This window comes from Serratia sp. K1WW1 (genome assembly GCF_055790865.1).
The window spans coordinates 130,794-155,693 of the sequence record NZ_CM147697.1 but is presented as its reverse complement, the minus strand read 5'-3'; the positions used below and the strand labels follow the sequence as shown (position 1 = coordinate 155,693).

The 24,900-nt window shown below is 49.0% G+C and carries 18 protein-coding genes; 4 read left to right on the top strand and 14 right to left on the bottom strand.

From position 1 onward, the window contains the following. Window positions 1-515: 515 nt before the first annotated feature. The 10 genes from ACX9GU_RS00700 to ACX9GU_RS00655 form a co-directional block, all read right to left on the bottom strand. Window positions 516-1,304, bottom strand: coding sequence for an MrpH family fimbial adhesin (locus tag ACX9GU_RS00700; protein ID WP_473193538.1), 789 nt, complete (start codon window positions 1,302-1,304; stop codon window positions 516-518). A gap of 39 nt (window positions 1,305-1,343) precedes the next feature. Beyond that, window positions 1,344-1,886: a fimbrial protein gene (locus tag ACX9GU_RS00695; protein WP_473193537.1), complete on the bottom strand. Its 543-nt coding sequence runs from the start codon at window positions 1,884-1,886 to the stop codon at window positions 1,344-1,346. 14 nt (window positions 1,887-1,900) lie between these two features. Further along, window positions 1,901-2,374 carry a fimbrial protein gene (locus tag ACX9GU_RS00690; RefSeq protein WP_473193536.1) on the bottom strand — a complete coding sequence of 158 codons (474 nt, stop codon included), beginning with the start codon at window positions 2,372-2,374 and terminating at the stop codon, window positions 1,901-1,903. Between the two features lie 12 nt (window positions 2,375-2,386). Beyond that, a complete protein-coding gene (locus ACX9GU_RS00685; protein WP_473193535.1) occupies window positions 2,387-2,893 on the bottom strand; it encodes a fimbrial protein in 507 nt (168 codons plus the stop codon). After that, complete coding sequence (locus ACX9GU_RS00680; protein ID WP_473193534.1) at window positions 2,890-3,384, bottom strand: fimbrial protein; 495 nt, start codon at window positions 3,382-3,384, stop codon at window positions 2,890-2,892. The genes ACX9GU_RS00685 and ACX9GU_RS00680 overlap by 4 nt, the downstream gene beginning before the upstream one ends. Window positions 3,385-3,393: 9 nt before the next feature. Continuing rightward, the gene (locus ACX9GU_RS00675) at window positions 3,394-3,993 is read right to left on the bottom strand and encodes a fimbrial protein (RefSeq protein WP_473193533.1); all 600 of its coding nucleotides are present in this window, start codon (window positions 3,991-3,993) and stop codon (window positions 3,394-3,396) included. A 36-nt stretch (window positions 3,994-4,029) separates the two neighbouring features. Then, window positions 4,030-4,770, bottom strand: coding sequence for a fimbria/pilus periplasmic chaperone (locus ACX9GU_RS00670; protein WP_473193532.1), 741 nt, complete (start codon window positions 4,768-4,770; stop codon window positions 4,030-4,032). A 56-nt stretch (window positions 4,771-4,826) separates the two neighbouring features. After that, window positions 4,827-7,346 (bottom strand): outer membrane usher protein, encoded by a 2,520-nt coding sequence (locus ACX9GU_RS00665; RefSeq protein WP_473193531.1) that lies wholly within the window; start codon window positions 7,344-7,346, stop codon window positions 4,827-4,829. Between the two features lie 125 nt (window positions 7,347-7,471). Then, window positions 7,472-8,008 (bottom strand): fimbrial protein, encoded by a 537-nt coding sequence (locus ACX9GU_RS00660; RefSeq protein WP_473193530.1) that lies wholly within the window; start codon window positions 8,006-8,008, stop codon window positions 7,472-7,474. A gap of 75 nt (window positions 8,009-8,083) precedes the next feature. Then, window positions 8,084-8,611, bottom strand: a complete 528-nt coding sequence (locus tag ACX9GU_RS00655) for a fimbrial protein (protein ID WP_473193529.1) — start codon at window positions 8,609-8,611, stop codon at window positions 8,084-8,086. An 865-nt stretch (window positions 8,612-9,476) separates the two neighbouring features. Between ACX9GU_RS00655 and ACX9GU_RS00650 the strand changes: the two genes are divergently transcribed. Further along, window positions 9,477-11,642, top strand: a complete 2,166-nt coding sequence (locus ACX9GU_RS00650) for a fimbria/pilus outer membrane usher protein (RefSeq protein WP_473193528.1) — start codon at window positions 9,477-9,479, stop codon at window positions 11,640-11,642. Window positions 11,643-11,716: 74 nt separating this feature from the next. Here the strand turns inward: ACX9GU_RS00650 and ACX9GU_RS00645 are convergent, their stop codons facing one another. From ACX9GU_RS00645 to ACX9GU_RS00630, 4 genes are all read right to left on the bottom strand, one after another. Beyond that, window positions 11,717-13,975 (bottom strand): autotransporter outer membrane beta-barrel domain-containing protein, encoded by a 2,259-nt coding sequence (locus ACX9GU_RS00645; RefSeq protein ID WP_473193527.1) that lies wholly within the window; start codon window positions 13,973-13,975, stop codon window positions 11,717-11,719. Between the two features lie 441 nt (window positions 13,976-14,416). Beyond that, a complete protein-coding gene (locus ACX9GU_RS00640) occupies window positions 14,417-14,719 on the bottom strand; it encodes a type II toxin-antitoxin system RelB/DinJ family antitoxin (protein WP_473193526.1) in 303 nt (100 codons plus the stop codon). 210 nt (window positions 14,720-14,929) lie between these two features. Next, complete coding sequence (locus ACX9GU_RS00635; protein WP_473193525.1) at window positions 14,930-15,319, bottom strand: Hpt domain-containing protein; 390 nt, start codon at window positions 15,317-15,319, stop codon at window positions 14,930-14,932. A gap of 58 nt (window positions 15,320-15,377) precedes the next feature. Further along, the gene (locus ACX9GU_RS00630) at window positions 15,378-16,004 is read right to left on the bottom strand and encodes a response regulator (protein ID WP_473193524.1); all 627 of its coding nucleotides are present in this window, start codon (window positions 16,002-16,004) and stop codon (window positions 15,378-15,380) included. A gap of 687 nt (window positions 16,005-16,691) precedes the next feature. Here ACX9GU_RS00630 and ACX9GU_RS00625 point away from each other — a divergent pair. From ACX9GU_RS00625 to ACX9GU_RS00615, 3 genes are all read left to right on the top strand, one after another. After that, window positions 16,692-20,294, top strand: a complete 3,603-nt coding sequence (locus ACX9GU_RS00625; RefSeq protein WP_473193523.1) for a transporter substrate-binding domain-containing protein — start codon at window positions 16,692-16,694, stop codon at window positions 20,292-20,294. A gap of 380 nt (window positions 20,295-20,674) precedes the next feature. Continuing rightward, complete coding sequence (locus ACX9GU_RS00620; RefSeq protein ID WP_473193522.1) at window positions 20,675-21,307, top strand: response regulator; 633 nt, start codon at window positions 20,675-20,677, stop codon at window positions 21,305-21,307. Further along, the gene (locus ACX9GU_RS00615) at window positions 21,297-24,872 is read left to right on the top strand and encodes an ATP-binding protein (protein ID WP_473193521.1); all 3,576 of its coding nucleotides are present in this window, start codon (window positions 21,297-21,299) and stop codon (window positions 24,870-24,872) included. The genes ACX9GU_RS00620 and ACX9GU_RS00615 overlap by 11 nt, the downstream gene beginning before the upstream one ends. The last annotated feature ends 28 nt before the right edge of the window (window positions 24,873-24,900 follow it).

The window sequence follows — 24,900 nt, the reverse complement described above, 5'->3', positions numbered from 1 at the left end:
ATTACTGTTCACCCTATCTATATTGAGTTTTTATCTTCACTTTAAGGCTATGAGTAGAAAACAACTATCAAAAAAAAGGAGAGTATAAGCATTACGTTATTTACCAATGACAGTTTGAAATACCCCCCCAAAATTACCTTACCCTTGCTGTATAACGATTACCCCATTTCATTACAAAATGACCGTTATACAGCATACAATAACCCCGTATATCTTATTAGGATAGTAAACCCTATACGACCACACCGACTGAATCATGGATAACCGCCACTTAATTGAGACGTGAGTAGGTATATTGTAGATATTCAGTCTGGAAAAAAGGAGAATCCTATTTAAGCGTAAAAAAAACCCGCCAATAGGGTGGCGGGGAAGAGTGAAAAGCGCGTCTCGCTAAATTATTATGGGAAATAATTAGTGCGTCTTAAATGCTAAAACAATATATTATTAATTACAATAAGTTAACATGTGGCACGTTATATAAAAAATCAGTTGGTATCAATTGAAATAAATAGGAACTACATCATATCCATAACCAAAGTATTTGATCCAGAATAGATACCTGCAGCATTAATTTCACTAAGCTTATCGGTTACGGTCAATGTTGTTTCGCCAGCAGGAAGATCAAAAGTACTACCTACTGCCTTGCCATCGATGAATATAGATGACTTCCCCTGTGGCGTTAAATGCATGAAAGCTTCTCCTGAGACCAGACGTAAAACAGCTTTAGACTTAGCACTACATTGAATGGTAACGCTAGAGTTCGCCTCATCATTGTTAACTTCATTCAAATTCTTAATGCCGTGATCCAACATAATACTAGCCGAATTAAGCTGACAATTAACTACGGGCTTGGGAACTCCCATGCAAGGAACGATATATCCGTTATAACTACCATCGGCTAAAGTAACGTAGAAACCAACGCACCTTGATGGGTAGCCCGAGGTGTTGCCAGGATGTACGAAGGTGATGAGATTGCCTCCACGCATCATGGCTAGAGCAGAACTTCCTATCGTACCCTTTTGGGGTGCCGCTAAAAATGGGTACACTTGTTTTTGACCCGCGAACCCCTCCACAATCAACTGCATAGTATCCCCTCGGCTTGGATTAAAAGGCTTATCCGCTATTGGACCTATTTCCATAGATGTGACATGAGCTTTAAAATATTGAGAAGCCCACCCAAGATTACTAGGTGGAGTATATGCTGGGGTGTAAGTTACTTCAATACTTGTAACTACTGGAAATAACCCCGCACTTGCCCCCCTTATATTTATGAGCACACATATAAGAATCAGTATTATTTTCATTTTTCACCTAATAAAAAGATAGATATGAAACACGCACGTTCATTCATATTCAAGATTAAACGTCGCGACAGAAGTAAATGCCCCGCGGCCGATGGTTTTACCGCTAATCGCCTGTGGTTCCCCCTGAACATAGGCTTTCAGAGTGATCAGATTGTTGTCTGCGACCAATGGGTATTTATCGCTGGCATGCGACAATGGCAGTGGTTTGCCCCCCTCGGTTTCAAGGCCAATTGCGATGCCGCTGGCGGTACTGCCGCCGGCCAGCGCTAACAGCCCCGGCAGCCTACTATTTTCTGTGCCGCTAAAGGTGATTTTCACCATCCTGCCCAGGCTTAAATCACATTGGCTCAGGTGCAAGGTGAAAGGATTGCCAAGGGTGCGGCCATTCAAATACAGATATTTATCCACCACCGTACCAAAATCCAGCTCCACCGCCTCATCACCCGGGGCAATGACACAGGGTTCAGCGACCAGCGCGCCATGGAGCTTCATATTATCGGCACCGTAGGCGGACATGCTCAGCAGCAGAGACAGCCCGATTAACCCATATCGCCAGCCACGGCAGCGCTGTTGTTTTTCCATTCCTTTGCCCTTTTTCACTGGTAATCCGCCTGCAGCGTCGCGGTGGCGTTAAACGCCCCTTCGGTTAACGTCGAACCGGGGGTCTTGACTGGCACCACCTCCAGCACCGGCAAACTAGCTGGGTCTACCGCCACCGCCGTGCCCAATACAAACGGCGTGCCATTTCGCAGAACCCGGATGCCCAGATTTTGCACATCGGTTTGTACCGCCGCGCCGTCAAAACTAGTGGCCGTTCCGCTGAGCTTCAACTGCATTTCCCACGGGTTAGAGCCAGGATTGCAAGTGATGGTATAAGGCACCGTCTGTTTATAATTACTGCCATCGACTTTTTTAATACCGACACGGCTGCCAAAGTCGACGTCAACCACGTTGCCGCTATTGATGCTGCACGGCGGCGGTTCGATCAGCGTGCCGTGCAGCGTCATGTCGTTGGCCCATAATGGCCCGCCGATCGCCAGCAACGCTGTGGCTAATAAGAGTCGCCTCATCCTGCTCTCCTGTTATTGGTAATCCACCATCATGGTGGCAGTAGCGTTAAATGCCCCGCCGGCCAGCTTCGTACCGGCTTTTTTTACCGGAACCGCTTTAATCACCGGTCGCGCCGGGTTGGTGAAGTTCAACCAAGTATTGATCGGCAATGCCTGGCCATTGGCCGATAGTGCAATAGCCAGATCCGCCTTATCGGTCAGCAGTTTTTCCCCATCGAAGCTGGCACCGGTGCCCTGGATCTTCAGGCGCAGCGTGTTTAATATCGGGTTATTGCACACCATGTTGTAATTCACCGTCTGGATATAATTCGCCCCATCTACCCGGGTGGTCATCACCGTGCTACCGAAATCCACGTCTATCGGCGTACCACCGTTAAGTACGCAGGGTGGCGGCTCAAGCAACGTGCCGTGGAATTTCATATCGCCTGGCGCGGCAAACGCGGATGGGCTAAGTAACATCGGGGCGGTTAATAAGCCAGCCATCAGGGAGGCCTTAATTATCGCTGTAACATTTTTCATTGATAATCCACCTTCATGGTTGCCGCGGCAGAGAATTCCCCCCCCACCAGCCTTATACCTGCCTTTTTTACTGGCGCAGCTGTGAGGACCGGCTTATTAGGGTAAGTAAAATTAAACCAGCTGTTCACTGGTTGCTTCGTCCCCCCATTGAACAGAGCAATGGCCAGATCCGATTTATCGGTTTGCAGCGCCTCCGCGTCGAAAGTCGACCCGGTACCGCTTATTTGCATTTTCATCGCATTAGAAGTGTTGCCCGTGCAGGTCAGCGTATAATTAATAGGTTTCTTGTAGTTACTGCCATCCACCTCCGTGGTTAACACCGCGCTACCAAATTCCAATTCGATCGGGCCGTTATTGTTAATGACGCAAGAGGGGCCAGCGTTTACCGTGACCTTCACCGTTATCGCAGCGGTATTAGCCGCTCTCACGGGCGACGTCAGGACACCACTGAGCAAAAACAACCAGCACAGACGTTGAACTGAACTCTTCATATTCCCGCCTTAGTCATAATTCAACTTGAAGTTAATCTGTGACCAGAATGCCCCTGCCCGCAATGCCGCAGGAGTACGCTCCAGTGCAACAGCATAGGTCAGTTGATTTTGTCCCGGGGTCAACATCACCGGTTGACCCCTCATGCCCAACGCCACATCATGATTTGCGGGGTCAGTCAGGCGCAGACCAATGCCGGAAGCTCCATTCACCCGTACCAACTGCGGATTGTGTATATCGGCAGGGGCAGTAAAACTGATGGTCATCGAAGGCTGATTGGCGCTCCATAGCAAGGTACCGGTGCGTTCATCAACATTTCTGGATGAACCACGCAGGCAATCGCGAAGTTGCAGCTGGAATTTCACCGGTGTTGCACGCGCACCGATATTGCTTAACCGCCCGGTGCCCACCTCTCCCAGATAAACATCCTGAAACGCCGAGCGCATATCCAGGCGGCAAGCGCTTTCGGTCAGTGCACCACGGACCTGCAGCACGCCGGTGTTGCCGTCTACGCCATCGGCTACCACGCTTTCTGCCGCGTGAGCGATGGAAAGAGACATGCAGCCAGTTAACAGCGCAAGCGCCGCTAGCCTCCACTTTTGTTGTTGCATTTCTTGCTCCTTATTCCCGCCACTTCCTGTTATCAATCAACCCTGGCCTTTCACCGGTTTAGCGGTACAAACGCTGGCACTGCAGGTGAACTGCAGCTGTGGGCGACCACCGTAATCATTGATGTAGGTCAGCACCGGGCTATTGCCCAACGCACTGGCACTGGCGTTCAGCAGCGCATTACTTTTTGGTGCCAACATCAGAGGCTCAAACTCTTTCAATGCATTTCCCTTCGGGCTGTTGCTGCCGTCCACCAGGATGACGAAATACGGGGTTGGGTTAGTGACCCGATATTTATCCCCGCTCTTGGTCAAGGTAATCTGCTCCTGCCAAGGGGTTTTCGAGGTATCAACCTGCAGGGCTTTTGGCCGGTAGAACAATTTAATTCGCGTCTGCAACGCAATTTGCAACGTATTAGGTTTATCGCTGCGCGGTGGGATTTCTCGCAGGTTAAAATAGAACAGCGACTCACGATCCTGCGCCAGCAGATTGGCCGCTGGCATCCCCTGGATTTTCACCTGGCTCTTGGCACCCGGCTCAATACGCTGTACCGGCGGCAACACCGTCAGTGGAGAAGAGATCTTGTTACCCTGCTCATCTTCAATCCAGCCCTGCGCCAGATATGGCAGTTGCTTGTTCTCATTGCTGACGTTCAGGCTTATCGACTTTTCACCGCCATCAAAAATAACGCGGGTACGATCCAGCGCAATCGCCGCGTAGGCCGACTGGGTGGTAAGTACACAAAGTACGGCACCTGCGATAAGTTTCTTTTTCATCATCTGGTTCACTCGCTTAATTTTAATCTTGTTAACGATTGCTCATTCCGCTCGCAGCACTACTGTGCTTGCGTGCCGCTTAACTGACGGCACGGTAATAACAAACCGTTTGCCGGTATTTGTTGTGGCAGCGTCAGTTCACACTGCGGTTGACCATTCCAGTGCACCGTCATTTTTTCACCCGCCACGATACCGCTGAGGTAAACATTGCCACCGTCATTGACGATACCCACTTCCTGTTTTTTACCGTTCAACACCGTGGCACCGAACGGCGGCGTGGTACCGTCCGCCAGGCGGAGTACCGCCATGGCTTTCTCGCCAGAGACAACATCAAAGCGTCGGTAGCCTATTGCGCCTTCGGTCAGAGTCGCCTGCACCACCGAGCGTGTCGCTTCGGCGTTATCCGGCAAAGTATCCAAATCAATACTGACCCGATTGCGGTAATAGCTGCTCACGTCCGCAATCACCGCCTTGCCCCAGCGGTTAGTTGTTACTGGCGAGCCGTTACCTCGGATCGGCACCCCGGCTACGCCATCGGTATCTACCAGAACCCGTGTGCCACCAATAGAGCCGCTACGGTGCAACGCAGCGCCCTGAGCGGTCGCAGTCGCGCCGCCCTGCAGGGAGAGGCCAACGGAGGTGTAGCTCCCTTCCTGATAGTTGGCGTTGGCACTCACCTGCGCCAAATCACCTTGGTGGTTAAAGTTGCCGTTTACCAAGGCACCACTGCGCGCCACCCCGGTACTGACCTGGTAGGTATCACGTTCATTCAGACGATCGTAGTAACCAACCTGATTAGAGCTATTTTCTTTATTCAGTGTGCCGTTATAGCTAATGGTGCCACTATTACCCCACGGCAATGACAGTGAGACATACATACCATCATCGTTTGTGCCGTTATATTTATTGCGGTACCCCGTCAACGAAAGGTTGACGTTTTTAAAGCGGCCGATATCGAAATAACGTGAAATACTGAGGTTATAACGATCGTTAGCCGGGCGATCCCAATAAGTCTGGTGGCTATAGTTTAAATAAGTGCTAAAACCTAAATCCTCGAACTGTTTATTGAAGGAAATGGTGTACATTTCTTTGCTACTTTGCGAGCGCATACCGTAAGTGCGATAGTCCAGGTATTCGCTCATGCTCATGTAATTCTTTTCAGAAAAGCGATACCCGGCAAAGGTAACCTGGCTATTGTAGTCATCAAAGCGCTTGGAATAGCTCAGGCGATACGAACGCCCTGAAAGCAGCTCATCTATTTGCGGCAAGCTGGCGCGCGACTGCGTCACATCAAATGACAGCGCACCAAACATCATCAAATCGCGGCCAATACCCGCGGCAAGAGCATTATATTTATCACCACCCACACCTCCGCCGTACAATGACCAGCCGTTGGAGACCCCCCAAGAGAACTCACCGGTAGCGAATAACGGGCCGTTGGTACGATGCTGCCAATCTGTCGGCCGCCCCATAGCAATTTTATAACGCACCATACCTGGACGAGTCAGATACGGAATGCTGGCGGTATCCACGCGGAACTGCTGCACGCTGCCGTCCTGTTCTTCTACCCGTACATCCAACTGGCCAGATACGGCGTTATTAAGATCCTGAATACGGAACGGCCCTGACGCCACCTGGGATTCATAGATCACCCGGCCTTGCTGGCTGATGATTACCCTGGCGTTGGTACGCGCCACCCCGGTCACCTCCGGCGCATAACCGCGTAGGTTCGGCGGCAGCATATTGTCATCGGTTACCAGGCTCGCCCCCGCAAAGCGGAAACTGTCAAAAATATCGGAGGAGAGGTAGTCTTCCCCCATGGTGAACTTGGCCCCCAAGCGTGGAATGGCCCGGTAGGCATAATAACGCGTCCAGTCCAGGCTGCTGTCTGATGCCTGTTCCGAGCCGGTCTGGTGCTGCAGACGATATTGCCAGTCGGCACGTACCCGCCACGCGCCTAGATTGGCCCCCACCACCCCGTTGCCGCTCAGGTTATACCCGTTACTGCCATTCTTCTCCTGGCGCTGGGTTTGTGCGTTCACGTTGTAGTCCAATAAAATACCTGGAATACCTTCATCCCAGCTGGCAGGTGGATCCCAATCATCGGAGGTGTATTCCAGATAGGCCTGGGGAATGCTGACGGTTAATGAGGACGAACCGAGGTCAGCTTTGGCAGAAACCCCTTTCAGGCTATCAAGGTTGAGACACTGCGCCTGATGCCACCAGGTTAACTTTTCTCTGGCCCCAGGTTTTAAACCGATTTTATCTACCAGCGCAGGGCTGATACAGGCGGCACTGCCTTTAGGATCGTTTTCCGGTGCATAAAAGGGGATAGATTGCTCAGGCAATTCTTGTTTATTGATACGAACAACCATGGAGTAATTCCCCGGCATAATAAAACCGCCACGGGAGAACTGCCCAAGGTCTATATTGGCGCGATCTTTGACATCCAGTACATCCGTGTTGAATTCAACTTCATCTGCGAATACGGGGCTAACTGATGCACAGATGAAATATGCAATAAGCACCCCTAATAAATGGGGGCGCGAAGGCAGTGGCCCTGAATAAGAGGAAATCATAATCCGCAAACCTTTTATTTATCAGTTAAGCGTTATCATTATGCTGATAGGAGGATATCCAACCACCGCGCTTAGCCTGGATTAGTTATAATTCAGATAAAATCAAATAGGGGTAAAGGTGGCGATTAGTAATAATCCATTTTAAATCGCACGGTGGAATAATAGTCGCCGGCTTTTAACACTTGTTGATTACTGACCAGGCGCAAAGAGTAAGTTAACGCCATATCATTCGGTACAATCGGTGCCGAAGGCATCTGCTTGCCAGGGGTAGCTACATTACCCAGAGCATCCGCAATTTGTAATGCCACACCTTTCGCCTGCCCTTCTACCCCAAACTGACCACCGTCATTCAGACCATCAAAAGTGATACGAAAGTGGCTCCAGTCCGGCAACTTGGGATCCAGCCTTTTTAGCGTACAGTTCACCAGCTTAACGACAAAGGGATGCGCTACCCCTTGTACATCGTGGGCAATCTGGCTGGCAGGAACAGTGGCCATCGTGATCGTCTGGTCCCGGCTAAGGGTATCGATGGCGCAGGCCGTTTCCAGAATCTCCCCCTTCATACTGACCCGCCCCCAACCTTGCGGTGCCGTGGCCCAAGCATTACCTATAGCCAATGTGGTCAGTAATAACGTAAACGTGACGGGTGTTTTACAGAACATAGGCACAATCCAAGATCAACGGTTGAGTAAAATGCATGCGGAAACCCGCATGCATACACTTATTAGGCTGATAACTTAGAGGTAAGCCAGGGTGAAGTCAGTGATACCGGTGAAATCGCCTGGGACGATATCAACAGAAGTACCTTCGCCTTTCAGGTAAGCAGCAAAGCTCAGGGTATTCTTACCATTTTGCAAGGTCTGTGCTGCAGTCGCAGTACCCAGCTTAACCGGTGCGCCTTTACCATCGGTGATGATGATGCTGGCACCTTTGGCAGTACCGGTGATGCCCAAACCATCGTTAGCACCAGCAGAACCGGTGAACGTAGTGGTCACGGTTTTCAGCGTGCTCAGGCTGCAGCTTTCCAGCTTGATTTCAAAATTCTTTGGTGCTGAGGTACCGCCATCCTTCAAAGCAACGTTAGAAATCTGGCCCAGTTGCACGGTCTGATCGACGCTGTCTGGAGAGATAGAGCATGGCGCATCAATGATAGAACCTTTGAAGGTCACTTTGCCATGGCCAGCATCTGCAGCAGTAGCAACGTTTGCAAAGGATACAACACCCATAGCCAGGGTAGCAGCCAGCATGATTTTATTTAGTTTCATCTTTAATCCTTAAGATCTTAATTTAAAATAGCAGTGTAGTGACAACCAGGACTCTATGAAGAGAATGACAGGCAATGAGAAATCATTTATCCCGATGGAGATCGTGCGTTCCAATAATGAGGGGAATGGCTTATGATAAGTGCACCACCCTAATACTGAATACGTATTGGCCTTGGTGAAAACATTAAGCATTCCATTATCAGTTGAAAACGATCTCTTATCCTACTCTCTACAATCCATCGTCCTTCTCCCAATCATTGCAGATTATTAGTTGCCATGTCGGGATAACGCCAGTATGTCAAAACATTTCTATTACACCAAACTATTAATTAGTGAGAAATTAAATACAAAATAAAATACCACCCCTGTATGACAAAGAAATAGTTTACGAGTCGCCAACTCGTAATGCATAGACTATTAAATATATTATATCGTGAAAGTAACTCCATCAGCACAACATCACACCAAGAAGATAAAAATACTTATTTATCATGGTGTTATTCTTGATGCTGCTTTATGGATTTTCACGTCGGTCTCGATAATCCGTGTTAAGTAAGGAATGGATACTGGCATTCCCCTCCTTTGCTCATTGCCTCAACGGGTCTGTATCACCACATTAAAGTTCCAAGGCGCATTATAGGGTGGCAATGAGGACTGGGATCATTAACTGCGAGCCATTTAGCTCATAACCATAAGGACTACACTAATGTAGTCCTAGCCTTACATGAATATTAAACCTGAAATGACGGCCATGACACCCTTTCAATTTCAAATCACCAATAACAGCCCGTACAATCAATCTCAGCTACTTTAGGTATCTACGATGCCTTTTCTATACTTTACTTAAAGCAACCTCAGGGAACGAATGACTGTAATCCGTCGCATTATTGCCATGGTCCTCATGCTGGAAATAAATACCTGTCTGGCCGAAGGCAATAAAATATACATCATTGTAGACAATGCTTATAAAGGACGTATCTCACTGGACTTCTCCGCGCCAGATACCCCCTGCATTACCGCAGAGCTGTTGCGGGAGTGGGGTATGCGCTACGGCGACGTCGCAGCTATGTATTTTTCACCTGAAAATTGCGTCCAGCCGCAGGCGTTGGCGCAACGCAAAATCCTGCAGTTTTATGATCCTGACGCACAGCTACTGACGCTGGTGTTTCCCCCAACGCTTATCAGCAACAAGGAAAATGGGGTGACCACCAGCCGTTGGGATGATGGCATCAATGCCGCATTTATCAATTATTCGACCAGCTATACCCATTACTCCGGTAAGCAGTATCGCCAGGTGGCGCGGCGTAAGGACATTAACGTTAACCTGGGGAGTGGTATCAATATCGGAGCCTGGCGTTTACGCAACCAACGGATTTATCGTCAATCCCCCTGGAGACCGGCAGAATGGTATAACGATCAACTGGTCGCCTTTCGTGATATCAAGCCATTACGCGCCCAGTTTGCGGTGGGTGACAACACCACCCCTTCGGCACTGTTTGACAGCGTGAAATACCGCGGCATCAGCCTGGTTTCTGACGACCGGATGCTCCCCGATGGGCTACGTTCCTTCTCTCCCTGGATCCGTGGCTACGCCCACAGTAACGCAGAGGTGAAGATTCGCCAGAAAGGCATCGTTATCTATCAAACCTTCGTTTCTCCAGGCACCTTTATTCTCAAAGATGTTTATCCGCCGCAACCGGATGGCGATATTCAGATCACCATCAAGGAGAGCGATGGGACGGAAACCGAACGTAAAGTCCCCTACTCTGCCATGCCGAATCTGGTACATCAGTTTCATTGGAAATACGATGTGACCTTTGGCCAATATCAGCCATACCACGGCAGCAATGAATCACAACCAGCCTTTGGCCAATTCTCAATCAGCCACGGTTTGCCGGAAGGTTTTACGCTGTACGGCGGGGCCATTAGTGCCAATATCTATCAAAGCGCCTCTTTTGGCACCGGTAAAAGCCTCAACCAATGGGGTGCCGTGTCACTCGACTATAACGTCTCCACGGCCCAGCAACCCCGCCGTACAGTACCTGATACTGGCAGCATGCTGCGGGCGCGCTATGCGCTGGCGATCCCGCAATGGGAATCTACTCTCAGCCTGTTGGGGCAATACTATCCAAGACAACGGTACCGAACGTTTCGCGAAACCATTGCACAACAGATGACCTCCCGCTGGGACTGGGAAGACGGGGTTTATACCGGTGACTTTGATCCAGAAAAGAAATACCGGCTGGAAGCCCGCTATAACCAATATATTTCTGATTCCGACAATATTTACTTCACTGCCGCCACGGAAGCGTTGCGGGGTAAAAACAAAGGGGAAACCAGCCTTGAATTAGGCTATACCACTTCACGTTGGGATACCGATATCTCATTTTCCGTTCAATTTGAACAAGATGCTGATATGAAAGATCAAACCCTGTTTGCTGTCTCGCTCTCAATCCCCTTGGGCCCAGTCTCATTACCACGGTTGAAGCTCAACTATGACCAACGGGTCGCCAGAAATGGTGAGAATATCCGCCAAATTGGCATCAGTGGCACAGCACTCGAGGATTACAGTCTGGGGTATAACGTCAGCGCCAGCCAGCGCCAGCTCACGGGCAGCAGCCAGGATCTGAGTGGTTCATATAAATATAACGCTGGAGTGATGAGGATGGGCTTCTCCCGTGGTAATGGTTATCAACAGGAGACCGCTTCAGTGGCGGGCAGTGTCATGTTCCATCCTGGAGGGGTTAGCTTCGGCCAGGCGCTTGGTCAGACAATCGGGATTGTTTCGGTGCCACACTCACCGGGTATCGGCGTGGATAACCAGTATGGTGTCACCACTGACTGGCGTGGATATGCCCTGATCTCCACCCTGACGCCATACCGTGTCAACCGCCTGGCACTTGACAGCTATAACCTGCCTGATGGCCAGGAATTACCCCAAAGTGAAATTGAGGTAGTTCCGACCAGTGGCGCCATCATGTTCAGTCAGTTTGCACCAGCCAGAAAGGTAACGAAGAAGAAAACAGACTAGCTTGAGGCCAATGAAGGTCAAAATGATGCTACTGACCGACAGATGTTTTCTTCTGGTTATAGAGTGGCCTCTTTTTAAAATCGCCAGGTGAAAGAAAGATTACCGGCCATGGCGTGATAGCCGGCTCTTGCCATCTCTGTGGACAGCACCGCCCCCATGGAAACAGTTGGCGACAGGCGGTAAGACAACCCCATACGCATTTCCAGGGTATCACTGGCAGAAAGAGTATCGTGGCTGCTGAATGGGGTATCTGGCGCGTCGCTGAAGTAGGCTCGCTGCACAAAATCCTGGCGGAAAAGCTCGTGGTTCCAGAGTAATTGTACCTCTGCCTCGGTATTGTTTAACAGATTGGATTTGGCGCTCAACCCCAAACTTGAACGCCAGGAATCGGCATGGCTGGCCGATAATGTCAGACGTGATGCGTCGCTACCGGACTCTTGTACCCCCAGATTGGAAATATGGTCATAACCGAGTGAGAACTGCGGGCCAATGCTGAGGTTGTCCAATAACGTCCAATAGTAGCCGCCACCCAAGGAAACAGCATTCGTCACACTGTTCCAGCCAGCCTGAAGTTGGGCCGTATAGCCAGGCAATACGATACTCCGAGCCATGTGGTTACGTTCAACCCCTAAACGCCCCACGCCATACAGATAAGGACCGCTGGCAGGATCGGCAGCAAAACGGGCATGTAATCCCAGTTCCACAGCGTCCCCTTCACCGTGAGCCGAATCGGCAAGACCGCGACTGACCGACCGCTTGCTGACCGCACCATGGATACCGACCAGCAAGGCAGGATAGTGCCTGTTCAGCTTTTCTGCACCAACGATGATGCCATAGTGGTTGCTACGATAGCCCAGACGACCCGGTTGTTGGGGTTGGCTCTCACCACCGCCAAAAGGCATCACAAAACCATGCCACTCCTCTTTCTCGATCGGTTGGTTAGGGGTAACGCCATTTCTGGCCACCAGCATGTGGGTGATTTGCCGCTCCCGCGCCAACGAACCTGCTACCATGGCACCATAGGAAGAGGGGGAAAGCTGCTCTAAAGCGGTGCCGATCTCATGCCCATCGGCGGCAGAAAAGTCCAAGGCGGTGAAAAACGGCTGAATGCTGTTATTTGGCCGCTGCGCTAGCCGATATAGCGCTTGTCCCACCTCCCTGCCATTAGCGCTGGAAGCATAACGGCTATAGGCATCCTGTTGGCGAGTAAACGACAACTGATAATGTTGATTTTCCAAGGGTGTAGTGACTAATGTTAACGTGGGTGAAACTGCCACGATGCTGATGGCGGAAAAATCCCCTTGCTGGCTGTCTGCCTGCAGCAGTTCGTCGCTGTCCAGGCTCCAGTCTTCGTTGTACCAACCTCGTTGGGGTATCAGCGACAACCGTCCGTCAATCATGGCATTTCCCTCAATCTCCAGAGCACCATGATCGCCTGCAGCGGTCACCCCAACCAGCAGTGTTCCCTGCGCCCCTTGTTGAAAGTCACCATTAATCACCATATGCCCCAGGCCACCGCCGGGCAAAACAGTACCGTGATTGATAAAAGCCCCTTGCGGATCCAGCGTATACTCCCCTTTGCCGGTCAGCATAGCCCCTGGTGCCACCTCAAGGCTGAAAATATCCATCGTGCCGTTAAGTGAAGTGACCCCTCCCTTTAACCAGATTGCCAGACTCTCTTCGCCATCGATGTCATCTTGATAATCAAAGCGAAAATCATCATCAACCCGATCCGTTGCCTGGCCATGCTCGTCAGCCTTCAAACCGAACGTAATGTGAGTCAAGCGGGGGGAGCCGTCGCTGTCTTGCTCTGCATATTCAGAAATAATATCGCCTGCAAGCTGTGCACCAGCCATGAAATTGATACGCTTAACCCAAGCTTCTGAGGCGATAAAAATCGCCGCCCGTTTGCCAGCAAGACGGCCTGTGATATCAACCAGCTCCAGCAGTGTTTTGCTCTGTTTATCTGCTAACGACGGGTCTTCGCTTTCACGCCGATCGCGATCTGGTTCCTGGCTGTCATTACTGTCAGCAAAGAAGCTGGCCGCGATCCCATTCTCACCAAGTGCCTGAACATCCCCCCTCTGCACAAAGCGATGGTGGTTTCCTGAGGCGAACAATACCCCACGGCCATTCAAGCCATCGGCATAAATACGGGTACCGGGCAAAATCGTTAAGCTGTTGCCCTGTCCTTCAACACCGATCCCTACACCATCCACGCCATTAACCAGCAAATCTGCCTGTTGTAGGACAGTATGATTTCTGCCATCGATATAGCGCCCCGTCTTAGCGTGCTGGCTATCAGAAGAGAGCGGTTCAGGTTGATGACTCAAACTAAAGTTGCACTGCGCACAAAATGAAGGGAAGGGTAAATCGGCTTGCCACCAACGTGGCGGTATTACACCATTTCTGATGGTATTTTTTTGCCGTTGATACAAAGACTCACCAGACGTTTCCCACACCGTAGCCGGTAACTCTGGAGTGCCTTGAATTTGATGTTCAAGAAATTTCTGGTAAATAGGTAGCCAATTTTGAGTCGTGCTTATTGTCACCTCAGAGGCAAACGTTGGCAATGTATAAAACAGCAATGTGTAAAACGTGAACCCTTTCATCGCCTCTTTCACATCGGAATGTTCTAGCAAAAAACCATTCAATCTAGATAAATTTGGCCAAGCCATCAAAAATAACCACTTAGGAACTAACTAGCGAAAAAAACACCCACCAATACATTAATCAATGCGAAATTTTAACCCTGAGGTATTGCGATGACATCATTAACGATGTGAGCCACCATTTAACATACCATTGATTTTTTCCAGCTTATAGGGCGAGTTATTTTTCTGGAATTCAGGATATTCTAGTTGTGAGAGAATATCGTTATACGCCTGATAGCAAAGCTCATTATCCTTCGCATGATTACTATTGAATAACGCATCTGGCACCCCTCCCTCTTTGACAACCTTGCCAATGAAGAGTCTGATGGCTTCGGAGATGGTCATGCCCATCGCTTTGAATACCGCCTCTGCGCGCTCTTTCGATTCCGCATCGACCCGAGCCTGAACAATACTGCTACGCATGATAAATACCTCCCGATGACGTGACATATACCTTATTTATTAATAGGCATTATCCCGCCTGGGATGCCACATATAAATAAGAATGCCGATCTGTCCCGGTGGGTATAGGTGGTTTTTTATGAAAGGTTAGACTACATAGCTTGTAAGCTAAGGATGACACCCTTTCCGGCCTGGCATCGAACTCGGCCACACGGCTCCTGAGTTAACGCATTAACGCAGAGAGAGCAAACCGTCGTTTAGCCCTGCCAGCAGGGTTTCAATATTTTTCAAACCCTGGTCAATTCCATCAAGGTTATTCTCTGCCAAACATTGTTTTTCCAGTACCAGACAATCTGCGGCAATACCATTTGCACAGATGACTTGTGCTGACCCTCTTAAACGATGAAGGGTTTTTGCCAGCCCCGGCCACTCACCAGCACGTGCGAGCCCTTTGGCGATAGTCATTTCTTTCAGATTCTCTTCATTGGCTTTTAACAGCAGCGTTTTGATAAAGAAAATGTCATCCCCAGTGACTTCACGCAATCGATTTAAATCAATATAAGCTGAGAGTAAACACAAGTTACTATCCAGCAGTTGCCGTTCTTCGCGATCGTTACACATATTTCACTCATAGTATAGAATAACAAAGAGATATTATCTGGTTGTCAATGTCTCTATATTAACTCACATTATTTTTTATGCAAAAGTCATAAAGCTCTTTGGTATTACTCAACTCCAGCTTGACCATTATTCTGCGTTTATAAGTCCCTACTGTTTTATCGCTGACACTCATTTGCAAGCCGATATCGACCAGGCGCATCCCTTTGGCCAGATAGCGTAACACCTGCAACTCTTTGGCGGAAAGGTTGGCGATAGCCTGATTATCCTTATCTTCCGCCGGGTCCAGCGCATGTTGCCTGGCCTGCTTTAACGGGAAATAGCCATAACCTGCTTCGATCGCCCCTACTGCACTGTGCAAATCAATCAAATTATTCGCCTTACTGATAAAACCATCAGCCCCCGCGCTGACACAGTTTTTGATGTAGTACGGTTCATCCTTGCCCGAAAGCACCAGGATACCACCGCTATACTGGCGCTTACGCAAGCGCTCTACCAACTCGATTCCGCTGATGGAATGGATGTCGATATCAACGATGACGAGGTCAGGAGAATGTTTCTTAACTAATAATAACGCCTCCAAACCATCACTGGTTTCCGCTACAACCTTTAAACCCTCTTTCTCTAATAAAATCTTAATAGCAAAACGGGTAACTGGGTGGTCATCGACAATCAAAACGTTCTTCACAGGTAACTGCCTCATTATTGTAGTGACTCAATCTTACTTAGGCTTACCTAACAGCATGATAATGATGAGTTGTAAATCCCTGACCATACATCAAATTTGCGTTCAATCGCGTTAAAAAAATTAACCATTTGAAAATATTGGTATTTATCAAATCATTTGGCGCCAAATTGTACTATGGCTACCAAACCATTTCTATAGTGCCTCCTTTCGCTCACACCATTGAAGCCTATCAACTTCCCTAACGCCTCTACAGATTATCTTATTGATTTATAATAAGTTGTACTTGCTCACCTGACCAGCCAACCGCTTGGTGATCAAGGAAAATCAGCCTTATTCACTTAATTGTAAGGGAAAAACTACACTATGCAATCGGTAAGATGACAAAACAAAGCGCTTTCCCTTACAAAAAATCGAGGATTTTCTGAAGGCCAATTGAAAAACCCATGCTACAGAACGCCTGAAATTAGCCAGTAGTGTGATGACCAATTTTTATGCGGCAAGCCCATTTTCTCCCTACAATAACCCTATTTTGCCAAGGGCAATTATTTTCAATCCTCTAACCCGATATAACATTTTCCTGATAGGCTACCGACAGGAAAAAAGTGTAAACAAACAAATCGAACTTATTTCCTCAATCTTATTGGTATATAGTTAGTGCGTTTTTAGCGGTTATATAAGGTCATGGTAATGACATCAAATGGTCCGTTTTCTATTCCTTCAAAAGGCGTATCAGGCTACCTTTTGTTGTTTTTTTTATTATTTATCATGATGTTGAGCGCACCAGCAGTGCGCGCCACATACCTGAGCCCAGAGGAAGAAAACTGGCTTGCGGCGCACCCCACTCTGCTTGTCGGGACCTATGATAATGGGCTTCCTCCGTTGGAGGACGTGGCCAAAAATCAATTAACCGGTTTAGCGCCAGAGATATTAGGCAAGATCGCCACCCGGTTAAATTTAACGGTAAAAATAAAAGAATACCCGACCCGCCTTGATTTGATGCAAGGGCTGAAACAGGGAGAGGTAGATGTGATCATGAATACCTCTCCTACTTTTATCGACGCCAAACTTCTGCGCTATAGCCTTGCGTATGGCGATAACGATCTGATCATAATAAGTTCCCGCGACAATCGCCGTATTCTGGATCATACCGATCTGGCCAAAGCCTCAGTGGCTGCCGTAGCCGGTTCGCCGGAGGCGATTCTGATTGCGGAGAGCTACCCTGCAGCCAAACTCCGTCTGTACCCCGACCAAACCACCGCCTTACTGAGCGTTGAGCGGGGTGATAACGATGCCTTTATCGGCAACCGTTATGCGATTCGCTACTATATCGCACTAAACAAGAGCGAGGCTTTCCGTTCTGTTGGCAATGCCTATCTACCACTGCAAACATTAAGATTTGCCTTCCCACAAAGTCATCATCTGCTGGCCAGTGCTTTTGACAAAATCATGACTGAAATCGGGCCAAGGGAACAGCAAGCAATATTTGAAAAGTGGGTTTCCCCCTACCCCTCACCGATGCGAAAATCGGATCGAATCAACCTGTCACCCAATCAAATTACGTTTCTGAATCAATTACCTCGCCTGCGGACCAGCAATCTGGAGTCCTACCCTCCGTTTTCATTTCGCAATCAGGTTGGTGAACCCAGCGGATTGGTTGAGGACTATTTCGAGCTGGTGCAGCGACAATTGCAGCTAAAAGTCGAGCGCATCAGAATAGGCTCACTCAGCGAACTGCTAGAGCAGGTCAAAGAGGGAGAGATAGACGTTATTCCTGGTTTACCTGCAACGGAAGAACGTATGCGGTATCTGGTCTTCAGCCAACCTTATGCGCGTTTCCCTTTGGTGATTGCCACACGTAAGGAAACGACCAACATTGAAGGACTTGAAAGCCTTGGTAAAGCACGGGTCGCATTTTCAGAAGGCACTGAACCGATACCGACCTTGCTGCGTAACAAGCCGGAGCTGACACTGCTAAGAATCGATACCGCCGAAGAGGGGCTGAAATTGTTGGCCAACCACCAGGTCGATGCCTATATTGGCAATCTGGTAGTCACCGATCGTATCATCACCGATCAGTACCCCAATCTGTTAAAAGTGGCTGCGCCGACGGGTTATTACGCCGAGCTGGCGATAGCCGTAAGCAAAAAGTACGCCAACCTTATCCCGTTGATTAACCGGACGCTGGCAAACATCAGCCCGGCTCGCAAAGAGCTTATCCGCAGCACCTGGTTTCCCATCACGTTTAGCGAAAACGTCAGTCTGCTGGTAATTATCAAACAAATTCTGCCGGCAATATTGGTGGTTTTCATCATTCTTGCCATTCTGATCATTGCCCATTGGCGATTGCGTAAAGAGATCAACCAGAAAGTACGTATACAGCAGATGCTGACCGATATTACCGAATCCTTGCCGGTCACCGTTTTCCAGTGCTGCCTTTCACCAGATGGCAATTTACGATTTACTTACGTCGCGGGAGCACCGGTAGACACTTTTGGCCTGTCGGCAGAATCGATGCAGGAAGATCATGACAGTTTCTATAATTTGCTGAATACGGAAGATCTCCCGGCCGTTCAGCAAGCACTTTCCCGCATGCAAGAGTCTCTGACGCCATTCCAGGCAGAGTTCCGAATGCAGGTCAAAGGTGACATGTGCTGGATACGCGCTACAACGGGCACCGGCAAACGACAGGGTAACGGCGATGTGCTGTGGGGAGGATATTTTGAAGATATCACCCAATCACGTCATCAAAAACAGCTGCTTTATCAGGCAAAAGCCAAAGCGGAAGCTGCCGCAGAAGCCAAAGCCATCTTTCTGGCTACCATGAGTCATGAATTGCGTACCCCGGTACACGGCATGCTTGGCTGGTTAGAGCTATTGGGAAGAGCCCAATTAAATACCGAACAGAGCAGAATGCTGGCCACCATACAAGGTTCGGCACAACATTTGACGCAGGTAATTGACGATATTCTTGATTTTTCCAAGCTGGAGGCGGGCCAAGTCTCGTTGGAGAACATTGAAATTGATCTTAGAGAGCGCCTTTCAGACCTGATGCAAACCATCAGTCTGCAAGCATTAGCCAAGGGTCTGACACTATATTTACATATTAGCCACCAGGTAGCCCATAAGGTGAAGTGCGATCCGATCCGGCTGGATCAGATTTTAATGAACTTCCTCAGCAACTCGCTGAAATTCACGCATACAGGCCACATTGCACTGCGAGTGTCGGTACTCCGTGATGAAAAAACATGCCAACAATTACAGTTTAGTATCTCTGATACTGGCATAGGTATTCCCTTGGATAGACAACAACAGCTATTCCAGCCGTTTCAACAGGCAGAAGCATCGACCACGAGACGGTTCGGCGGTACCGGACTTGGGCTGGCGATTTCCAAGGGTTTGGCCGAACAGATGAACGGCCAGCTAACAATGCTCAGCCAGCCTGATAAAGGGACGACTTTAAGCCTTGATGTTAGCTTCGAGGTGCCGGCATCCCCCGCTGGCACACTCGAATTCCAAGGCAAAAATGCAGCAATCTGGTGTAACGAGGTAGGCCTCGCCGATGACCTGCAAGAGATGCTGCTGGCATTAGGTTTCATGATAACCCGGGTATCCAGCATGCAAACCCTGCCGCAAATCCTGCAAAATTGCGATTTATTGTTCATGGAACAGGACCTATTGGTTGACCAACATTTTGATCCCATAGACAAAGCAAAGGTGATCGGTTTAAGTAACACCATCCAGACCGATAGCCAGCAGGAAAATACGCTTGCCGTTAATCCGCTATCATGGCGACGTATTACAATGCTTTGCAATACCCTGCTATTTGCGCAGAACACCGAGGAACCCCATAACGAGGTACCTGTAAACACCACCACCATGGATGCTGGCCTGAAACGTCAACACGCTTTAGAGAACGGGACATTGATTCTAGTGGCAGAAGATCACCCCATCAGCCGCGATCTGATCATGCACCAACTGCAAATCCTGGGCTATTGTTTTGATATGGTTAACGATGGCCAACAAGCTTGGCAAGCTATTGAAAACACAAGTTATGGTTTGGCGATTGTCGACTACCATATGCCTTATATTGATGGCCTGGAATTAAGCCTCAGGATCCGTGAGAAAGAACGTATTGAAGGCAGAAAACGGCTGAAAATCGTCGCGCTGACAGCGGGTGCGCTGGAAGGGCAAAAGGAACAATGCCTTGCCGCTGGTATGGACGCCTATCTGACTAAGCCTATCAATATAAAAGGGTTAAAGACCACTATTGAGCACTTACTGGCTCTGTAACGTTAACCTCCAATGGTCGGTCAACGAAAGGATAACCCATTGTCACCTACCTGGTTCATTGCGGGTAAGCAGTATCAAAGCGTAAGGACACGCAATTGCTGGCATTTATTCTGGCTAGCAATTGCGCCATAAATAACCATATTTGTCATACACTCGCAAACTAAACCGGTACAGCTAATCGTAAACCCAATAAAATAAAGATGATAAAAGCGTATATTGAGAAATATGATAATCCATATCCTCAACTCCAACCTATTAGGCTACAATTAACTGATAAGAGCTGCCCCTCTTATTTACTTACTCTAGCTATCAGCGATAAAACTTGATAACCGCAACAGAGCCACACCATTATTTAGCATATTATTGCAGCAAGGTGTTTTATGAGTTCCTGCTTAATAGTAGACGACCATCCCGCAATTTGCTTTGCGATAAAAACGATCATAAATTCACTTGGTTATACTGCCACTACGGCCAACAACGGTATCACCGCCATAGCCAAGGTAAAAGAGCAGACACCCGACTTGGTCATCCTGGATATAATGCTAAATAAAATGGATGGTCTGCAAATCCTCAAACATATCCGCTGTCTCGATGACCATGTGAAGGTCATCATTTATACTTCTTTGCCAATTGATATTTATGCGGAAAGATCGCTACGGGCCGGGGCCTGTGGTTTTTTCAGCAAGGATAACGATATCAGCCAGCTAGGCCATATGTGCGCGCTGGTAATGAACGGTTACCTGTGCTTTCCGCAAAAAGCCATTTTGCTCGCCACGCAGCCAAATGACACTAACGCTAAATCCAGCATTTTCGATCGCCTTTCAGATCGCGAAATCACCGTACTGCGTTACTTATCTTCCGGGCTAAAAAACAAAGAGATTGCCGAGAAGCTGCTACTCAGCAACAAAACCATTGGCACCTATAAGTCGCGTATTATGGAAAAGCTACAGGTAAGGACTACCGATCAACTGCTCAGCATCATTAACAACCAAGATAGCCAACATGATCGGTAAAGCCGCCATAATGTGCCTGATCCTGCTGAGTTCCAGCCTAATGGCGGAAGAGAACAGCCTCCCCGTAGGCAAGCAATTCAATCTGGTAAGCCGCGAGCAGACAACGTTGCCTGAACCGACCCTTAGTGGCAGCGACTGGCAATGGCTGCGGCATAAACGTACGCTGATCTTTGGCACCAGCGCGCCTAATGATCCTCCCTATGACATCAACACCGGGTGGCACGACTACGACGGTATCAATGCCGATTATCTGGATATGATCGGTAAAAACCTCAATATGCAGATCCAGGTTATTCACTTCGAGGATTATCCTGCACTCATCGCCGCCCTGAAACGTGGGGACATTGACCTGATCGCCAATGCCAGCGAAGAAGAACAAAAACAACAGGGGCTATTGCTTACCACGCCTTATCAAGCCTCTACCCCAGCCTTTGTGGTACGCGCCGATAACAGGTTACCTACCAAGTCACCCAAAGTCATTGCCATAGACCGGTTTTATAGCCAGCAGAACAGCATAAAACAGCGCTTTGCCGATGCCAGCTTTGAAGAATATGATTCCCCTAGACGGGCTTTAGAGGCCGTATCCTTCAACAGTATGGAGGCCTTTATCGGCGATTCCATCTCCATCCACTATATTATGAACCAGTCAAACCTGAGTAACCTGCGCCTGCAAACGCTTCAGGGTACAGGCCTGACAGGTTTCTCCTTTGCACTGGCAGGCAACAACCTGCGTTTGCAACGTATACTCAATGCCGTGTTGAGCCAGATCCCAGACAGCACCAAAGTCACCATCCAGAAACGCTGGAGCGGTGGTCAGTCCCAGTTTGCTGACAATAAACATCTATTTTTCACTTCGCTGGAACGTAAATGGATTGAAGAAAATCCCGTGATCCTGGTGGCGATCAATGGCGATTTTACCCCATTGAACTTTTTTGACGAGCAAGGAAATTTCCGCGGTTTAACCGCCGATGTGTTCAATACGTTAGCCCAGCGCACCGGGTTAACGTTCAAATTTATCCCTGCCAAATCGCTGCAAGATTCCCTGAACAAGGTGAAAGCAGGAAAGAGCGACGCGGTTGCCGGCATCACCCTTGATGCCACCTGGCTAAACGGTCTGCTGACCACTCGCTCCTATCTGTTTAACTCATGGGTATTGATCGGCCCTAAGTCGCTACAGCAAAACCTACTGCCGCAAAAAATCGCGCTGGTTGAAGGACACCCCCTAAATGCCCTGTTACGGAAAGCCTACCCCGCCAGCAAGATTATCTGGGTCAAAAACCCTCAGGCGGGCATTGATGCCATCAAGGCACAACAGGCGGATACGCTGGTCTTGCCGTTGATCAGCGCTAATTTTTTGCTTGCACACCAACCCGCTGCAAACTTGATGATCCTCAAGGCGCTAGATATAGAGCCTGCGCGATTTGTGATCGGTGTTTCGGATAACGAATACCCATTAGCCACCATCCTCGACAAAGCGTTACTGAGTATTCCGCCCGAAGATCTGCATGCCATGACCAGCAATTGGTATCACAGCGCGCCGCAAAACCTGGGTTATCGCGGTGAAAACCAGGCAATGGAATACTATCAGCCGAAAATCATCATTTTGTTATCAATGTTATTAATGCTGCTAACCGTGCTGGCAATCGCCTATGTCAAACACCAGCGGCGTTTGGCGCAGCAACGGCAAGCTGATACGGCGCAACGGCAACAATCACTGATTGACACCATCCCAATACCTCTCTATCTTACTAATTTAAAAGAAGAAATAACTCAGGCAAATGCCTCGTTCATTAATGCCCTGAATGAAGATGCCAGTAAAGTGATTGGCAACAAGCTGGATACCTATAATCTGAGTCTGGTGACGGCGGAGGATCACACTATCTGTACCACCGCCAGCGATCCCCATGCCTTGTACGTGACCCGCCAACTCACCCTATCGGGCCAACAACGAGCGATTCAGCAGTGGAACACTCTATTCCTACCCCAAGGTGACCATGCTGAGGGGAAAATAGGGGGTTGGTTTGACATTACCGAACGCGAACAACTGATTGTCCAACTGCGGCAATCCAACGCCGAGGCTGAAAATGCCAGCCGGGCGAAAAGTACTTTCTTAGCCACCATGAGTCATGAGATACGCACTCCCCTAAATGCGGTGATTGGCATGTTGGAGCTGGCATTACGCCAACAGCAACAAGGCGATGAACCGCGATATGATTTATTGCAGACGGCATATGATTCGTCACATTCCCTGCTGGCCCTGATCGGCGATATTCTTGATATTTCGCGCATTGAGTCCGACCGCCTGATCCTTGCCCCGGAAAGAAGTGCATTGCGCGACCTGATTGAATCAGTCGCCACCTTGTTTGAAGGGCTTGCTCGCCAGAAGGGGTTGATTTTCAAACTGGAAATCGATGCGGAAATCGCCGGTGACGTGCTAATCGACCCATTGCGATTTAAGCAGATACTCTCCAATCTGGTTAGCAACGCCATTAAATTTACCTCACAAGGCCAGGTTGCCCTAACCGCACTGGTCGACAATATCAGCGACGAACGCCTGGATTTTCATATCACCATCACTGATAGCGGTAAAGGTATCGATCCGCAAACCCAGCAACGGCTATTCAAACCTTTTGCCCAGGGGCAATCTGCCTCTGCCAGCAGCGGTGCTGGTTTGGGCCTGTATATTTGCCGCAAACTGGTTGAAATGATGGGGGGAACGATAATGTTGACCAGTGAGCCAGAGTTAGGTAGCAAGGTCACGATTTCACTGTCTATCCTGCGTCTTCCCAAGCTCGACTCATCGTTGCAGCCAGCCCTCATACAGGCCACCGATTATCGCTCACTGCACATTCTGGTGGTTGAGGATAACCAGGCAGGCCGCTTGTTACTCGTACAACAACTGAGCTTCCTTGGCCACCGCGTGAGCGAATGTGAAGATGGCGTCCAAGCATTGGCATTACTTGAATCACAGCCGGTGGATTTGATTATTACCGACTGCCAAATGCCCCATCTGGATGGGTTCGCATTCACTCGGCAATTACGCCAAAAGGAACACGAGCAGCAACAATTGGCTACGCCGATCTGGGGGTTAACGGCTAATGCCCAGCAGAGCGCAATCGAAGAGTGTCTACAAGCCGGTATGAACAGCTGCCTGTTCAAACCGGTAGGGTTGAGCACCTTAATGGAAAATTTGCGTACATTACCGAGCTCGTCCCCATGCTCAGATAAGAACCAAGAGCCTGTATTTGATCTTATGCAGCTAGCCGAAGAACTCCGCAAGCCAGCGATTTTACGTCAACTTTTCGATACATTACTGGAGTGCTTACAAGCCGATCATTTGCAGTTGGAGAGCGAAGCCACATTCCAACCACTGCGAACAGAGCCCATTAGGCAGCTTGCTCACAAAGTCCTCGGCTCGGGGAGATTGATCCATGCCAAACCTCTGATTGATGCTTGCCTCGCCCTAGATGCTACCCCTGATAATGCGAACATGACCCTGCTGCTTTACCAAATGGAACACCTGACAACGGCGCTACAAAACCACCAGAGGCTTACATCAATGTAAGCCAATCCTACAATGACTTAGCGCCGTT

Coding starts and splice junctions, on each gene's coding strand:
- ACX9GU_RS00700 (WP_473193538.1), bottom strand. CDS start 1,304: ATGAAAATAATACTGATTCTTATATGTGTGCTCATAAATATAAGGGGG.
- ACX9GU_RS00695 (WP_473193537.1), bottom strand. CDS start 1,886: ATGGAAAAACAACAGCGCTGCCGTGGCTGGCGATATGGGTTAATCGGG.
- ACX9GU_RS00690 (WP_473193536.1), bottom strand. CDS start 2,374: ATGAGGCGACTCTTATTAGCCACAGCGTTGCTGGCGATCGGCGGGCCA.
- ACX9GU_RS00685 (WP_473193535.1), bottom strand. CDS start 2,893: ATGAAAAATGTTACAGCGATAATTAAGGCCTCCCTGATGGCTGGCTTA.
- ACX9GU_RS00680 (WP_473193534.1), bottom strand. CDS start 3,384: ATGAAGAGTTCAGTTCAACGTCTGTGCTGGTTGTTTTTGCTCAGTGGT.
- ACX9GU_RS00675 (WP_473193533.1), bottom strand. CDS start 3,993: ATGCAACAACAAAAGTGGAGGCTAGCGGCGCTTGCGCTGTTAACTGGC.
- ACX9GU_RS00670 (WP_473193532.1), bottom strand. CDS start 4,770: ATGATGAAAAAGAAACTTATCGCAGGTGCCGTACTTTGTGTACTTACC.
- ACX9GU_RS00665 (WP_473193531.1), bottom strand. CDS start 7,346: ATGATTTCCTCTTATTCAGGGCCACTGCCTTCGCGCCCCCATTTATTA.
- ACX9GU_RS00660 (WP_473193530.1), bottom strand. CDS start 8,008: ATGTTCTGTAAAACACCCGTCACGTTTACGTTATTACTGACCACATTG.
- ACX9GU_RS00655 (WP_473193529.1), bottom strand. CDS start 8,611: ATGAAACTAAATAAAATCATGCTGGCTGCTACCCTGGCTATGGGTGTT.
- ACX9GU_RS00650 (WP_473193528.1), top strand. CDS start 9,477: ATGACTGTAATCCGTCGCATTATTGCCATGGTCCTCATGCTGGAAATA.
- ACX9GU_RS00640 (WP_473193526.1), bottom strand. CDS start 14,719: ATGCGTAGCAGTATTGTTCAGGCTCGGGTCGATGCGGAATCGAAAGAG.
- ACX9GU_RS00635 (WP_473193525.1), bottom strand. CDS start 15,319: ATGTGTAACGATCGCGAAGAACGGCAACTGCTGGATAGTAACTTGTGT.
- ACX9GU_RS00625 (WP_473193523.1), top strand. CDS start 16,692: ATGACATCAAATGGTCCGTTTTCTATTCCTTCAAAAGGCGTATCAGGC.
- ACX9GU_RS00620 (WP_473193522.1), top strand. CDS start 20,675: ATGAGTTCCTGCTTAATAGTAGACGACCATCCCGCAATTTGCTTTGCG.
- ACX9GU_RS00615 (WP_473193521.1), top strand. CDS start 21,297: ATGATCGGTAAAGCCGCCATAATGTGCCTGATCCTGCTGAGTTCCAGC.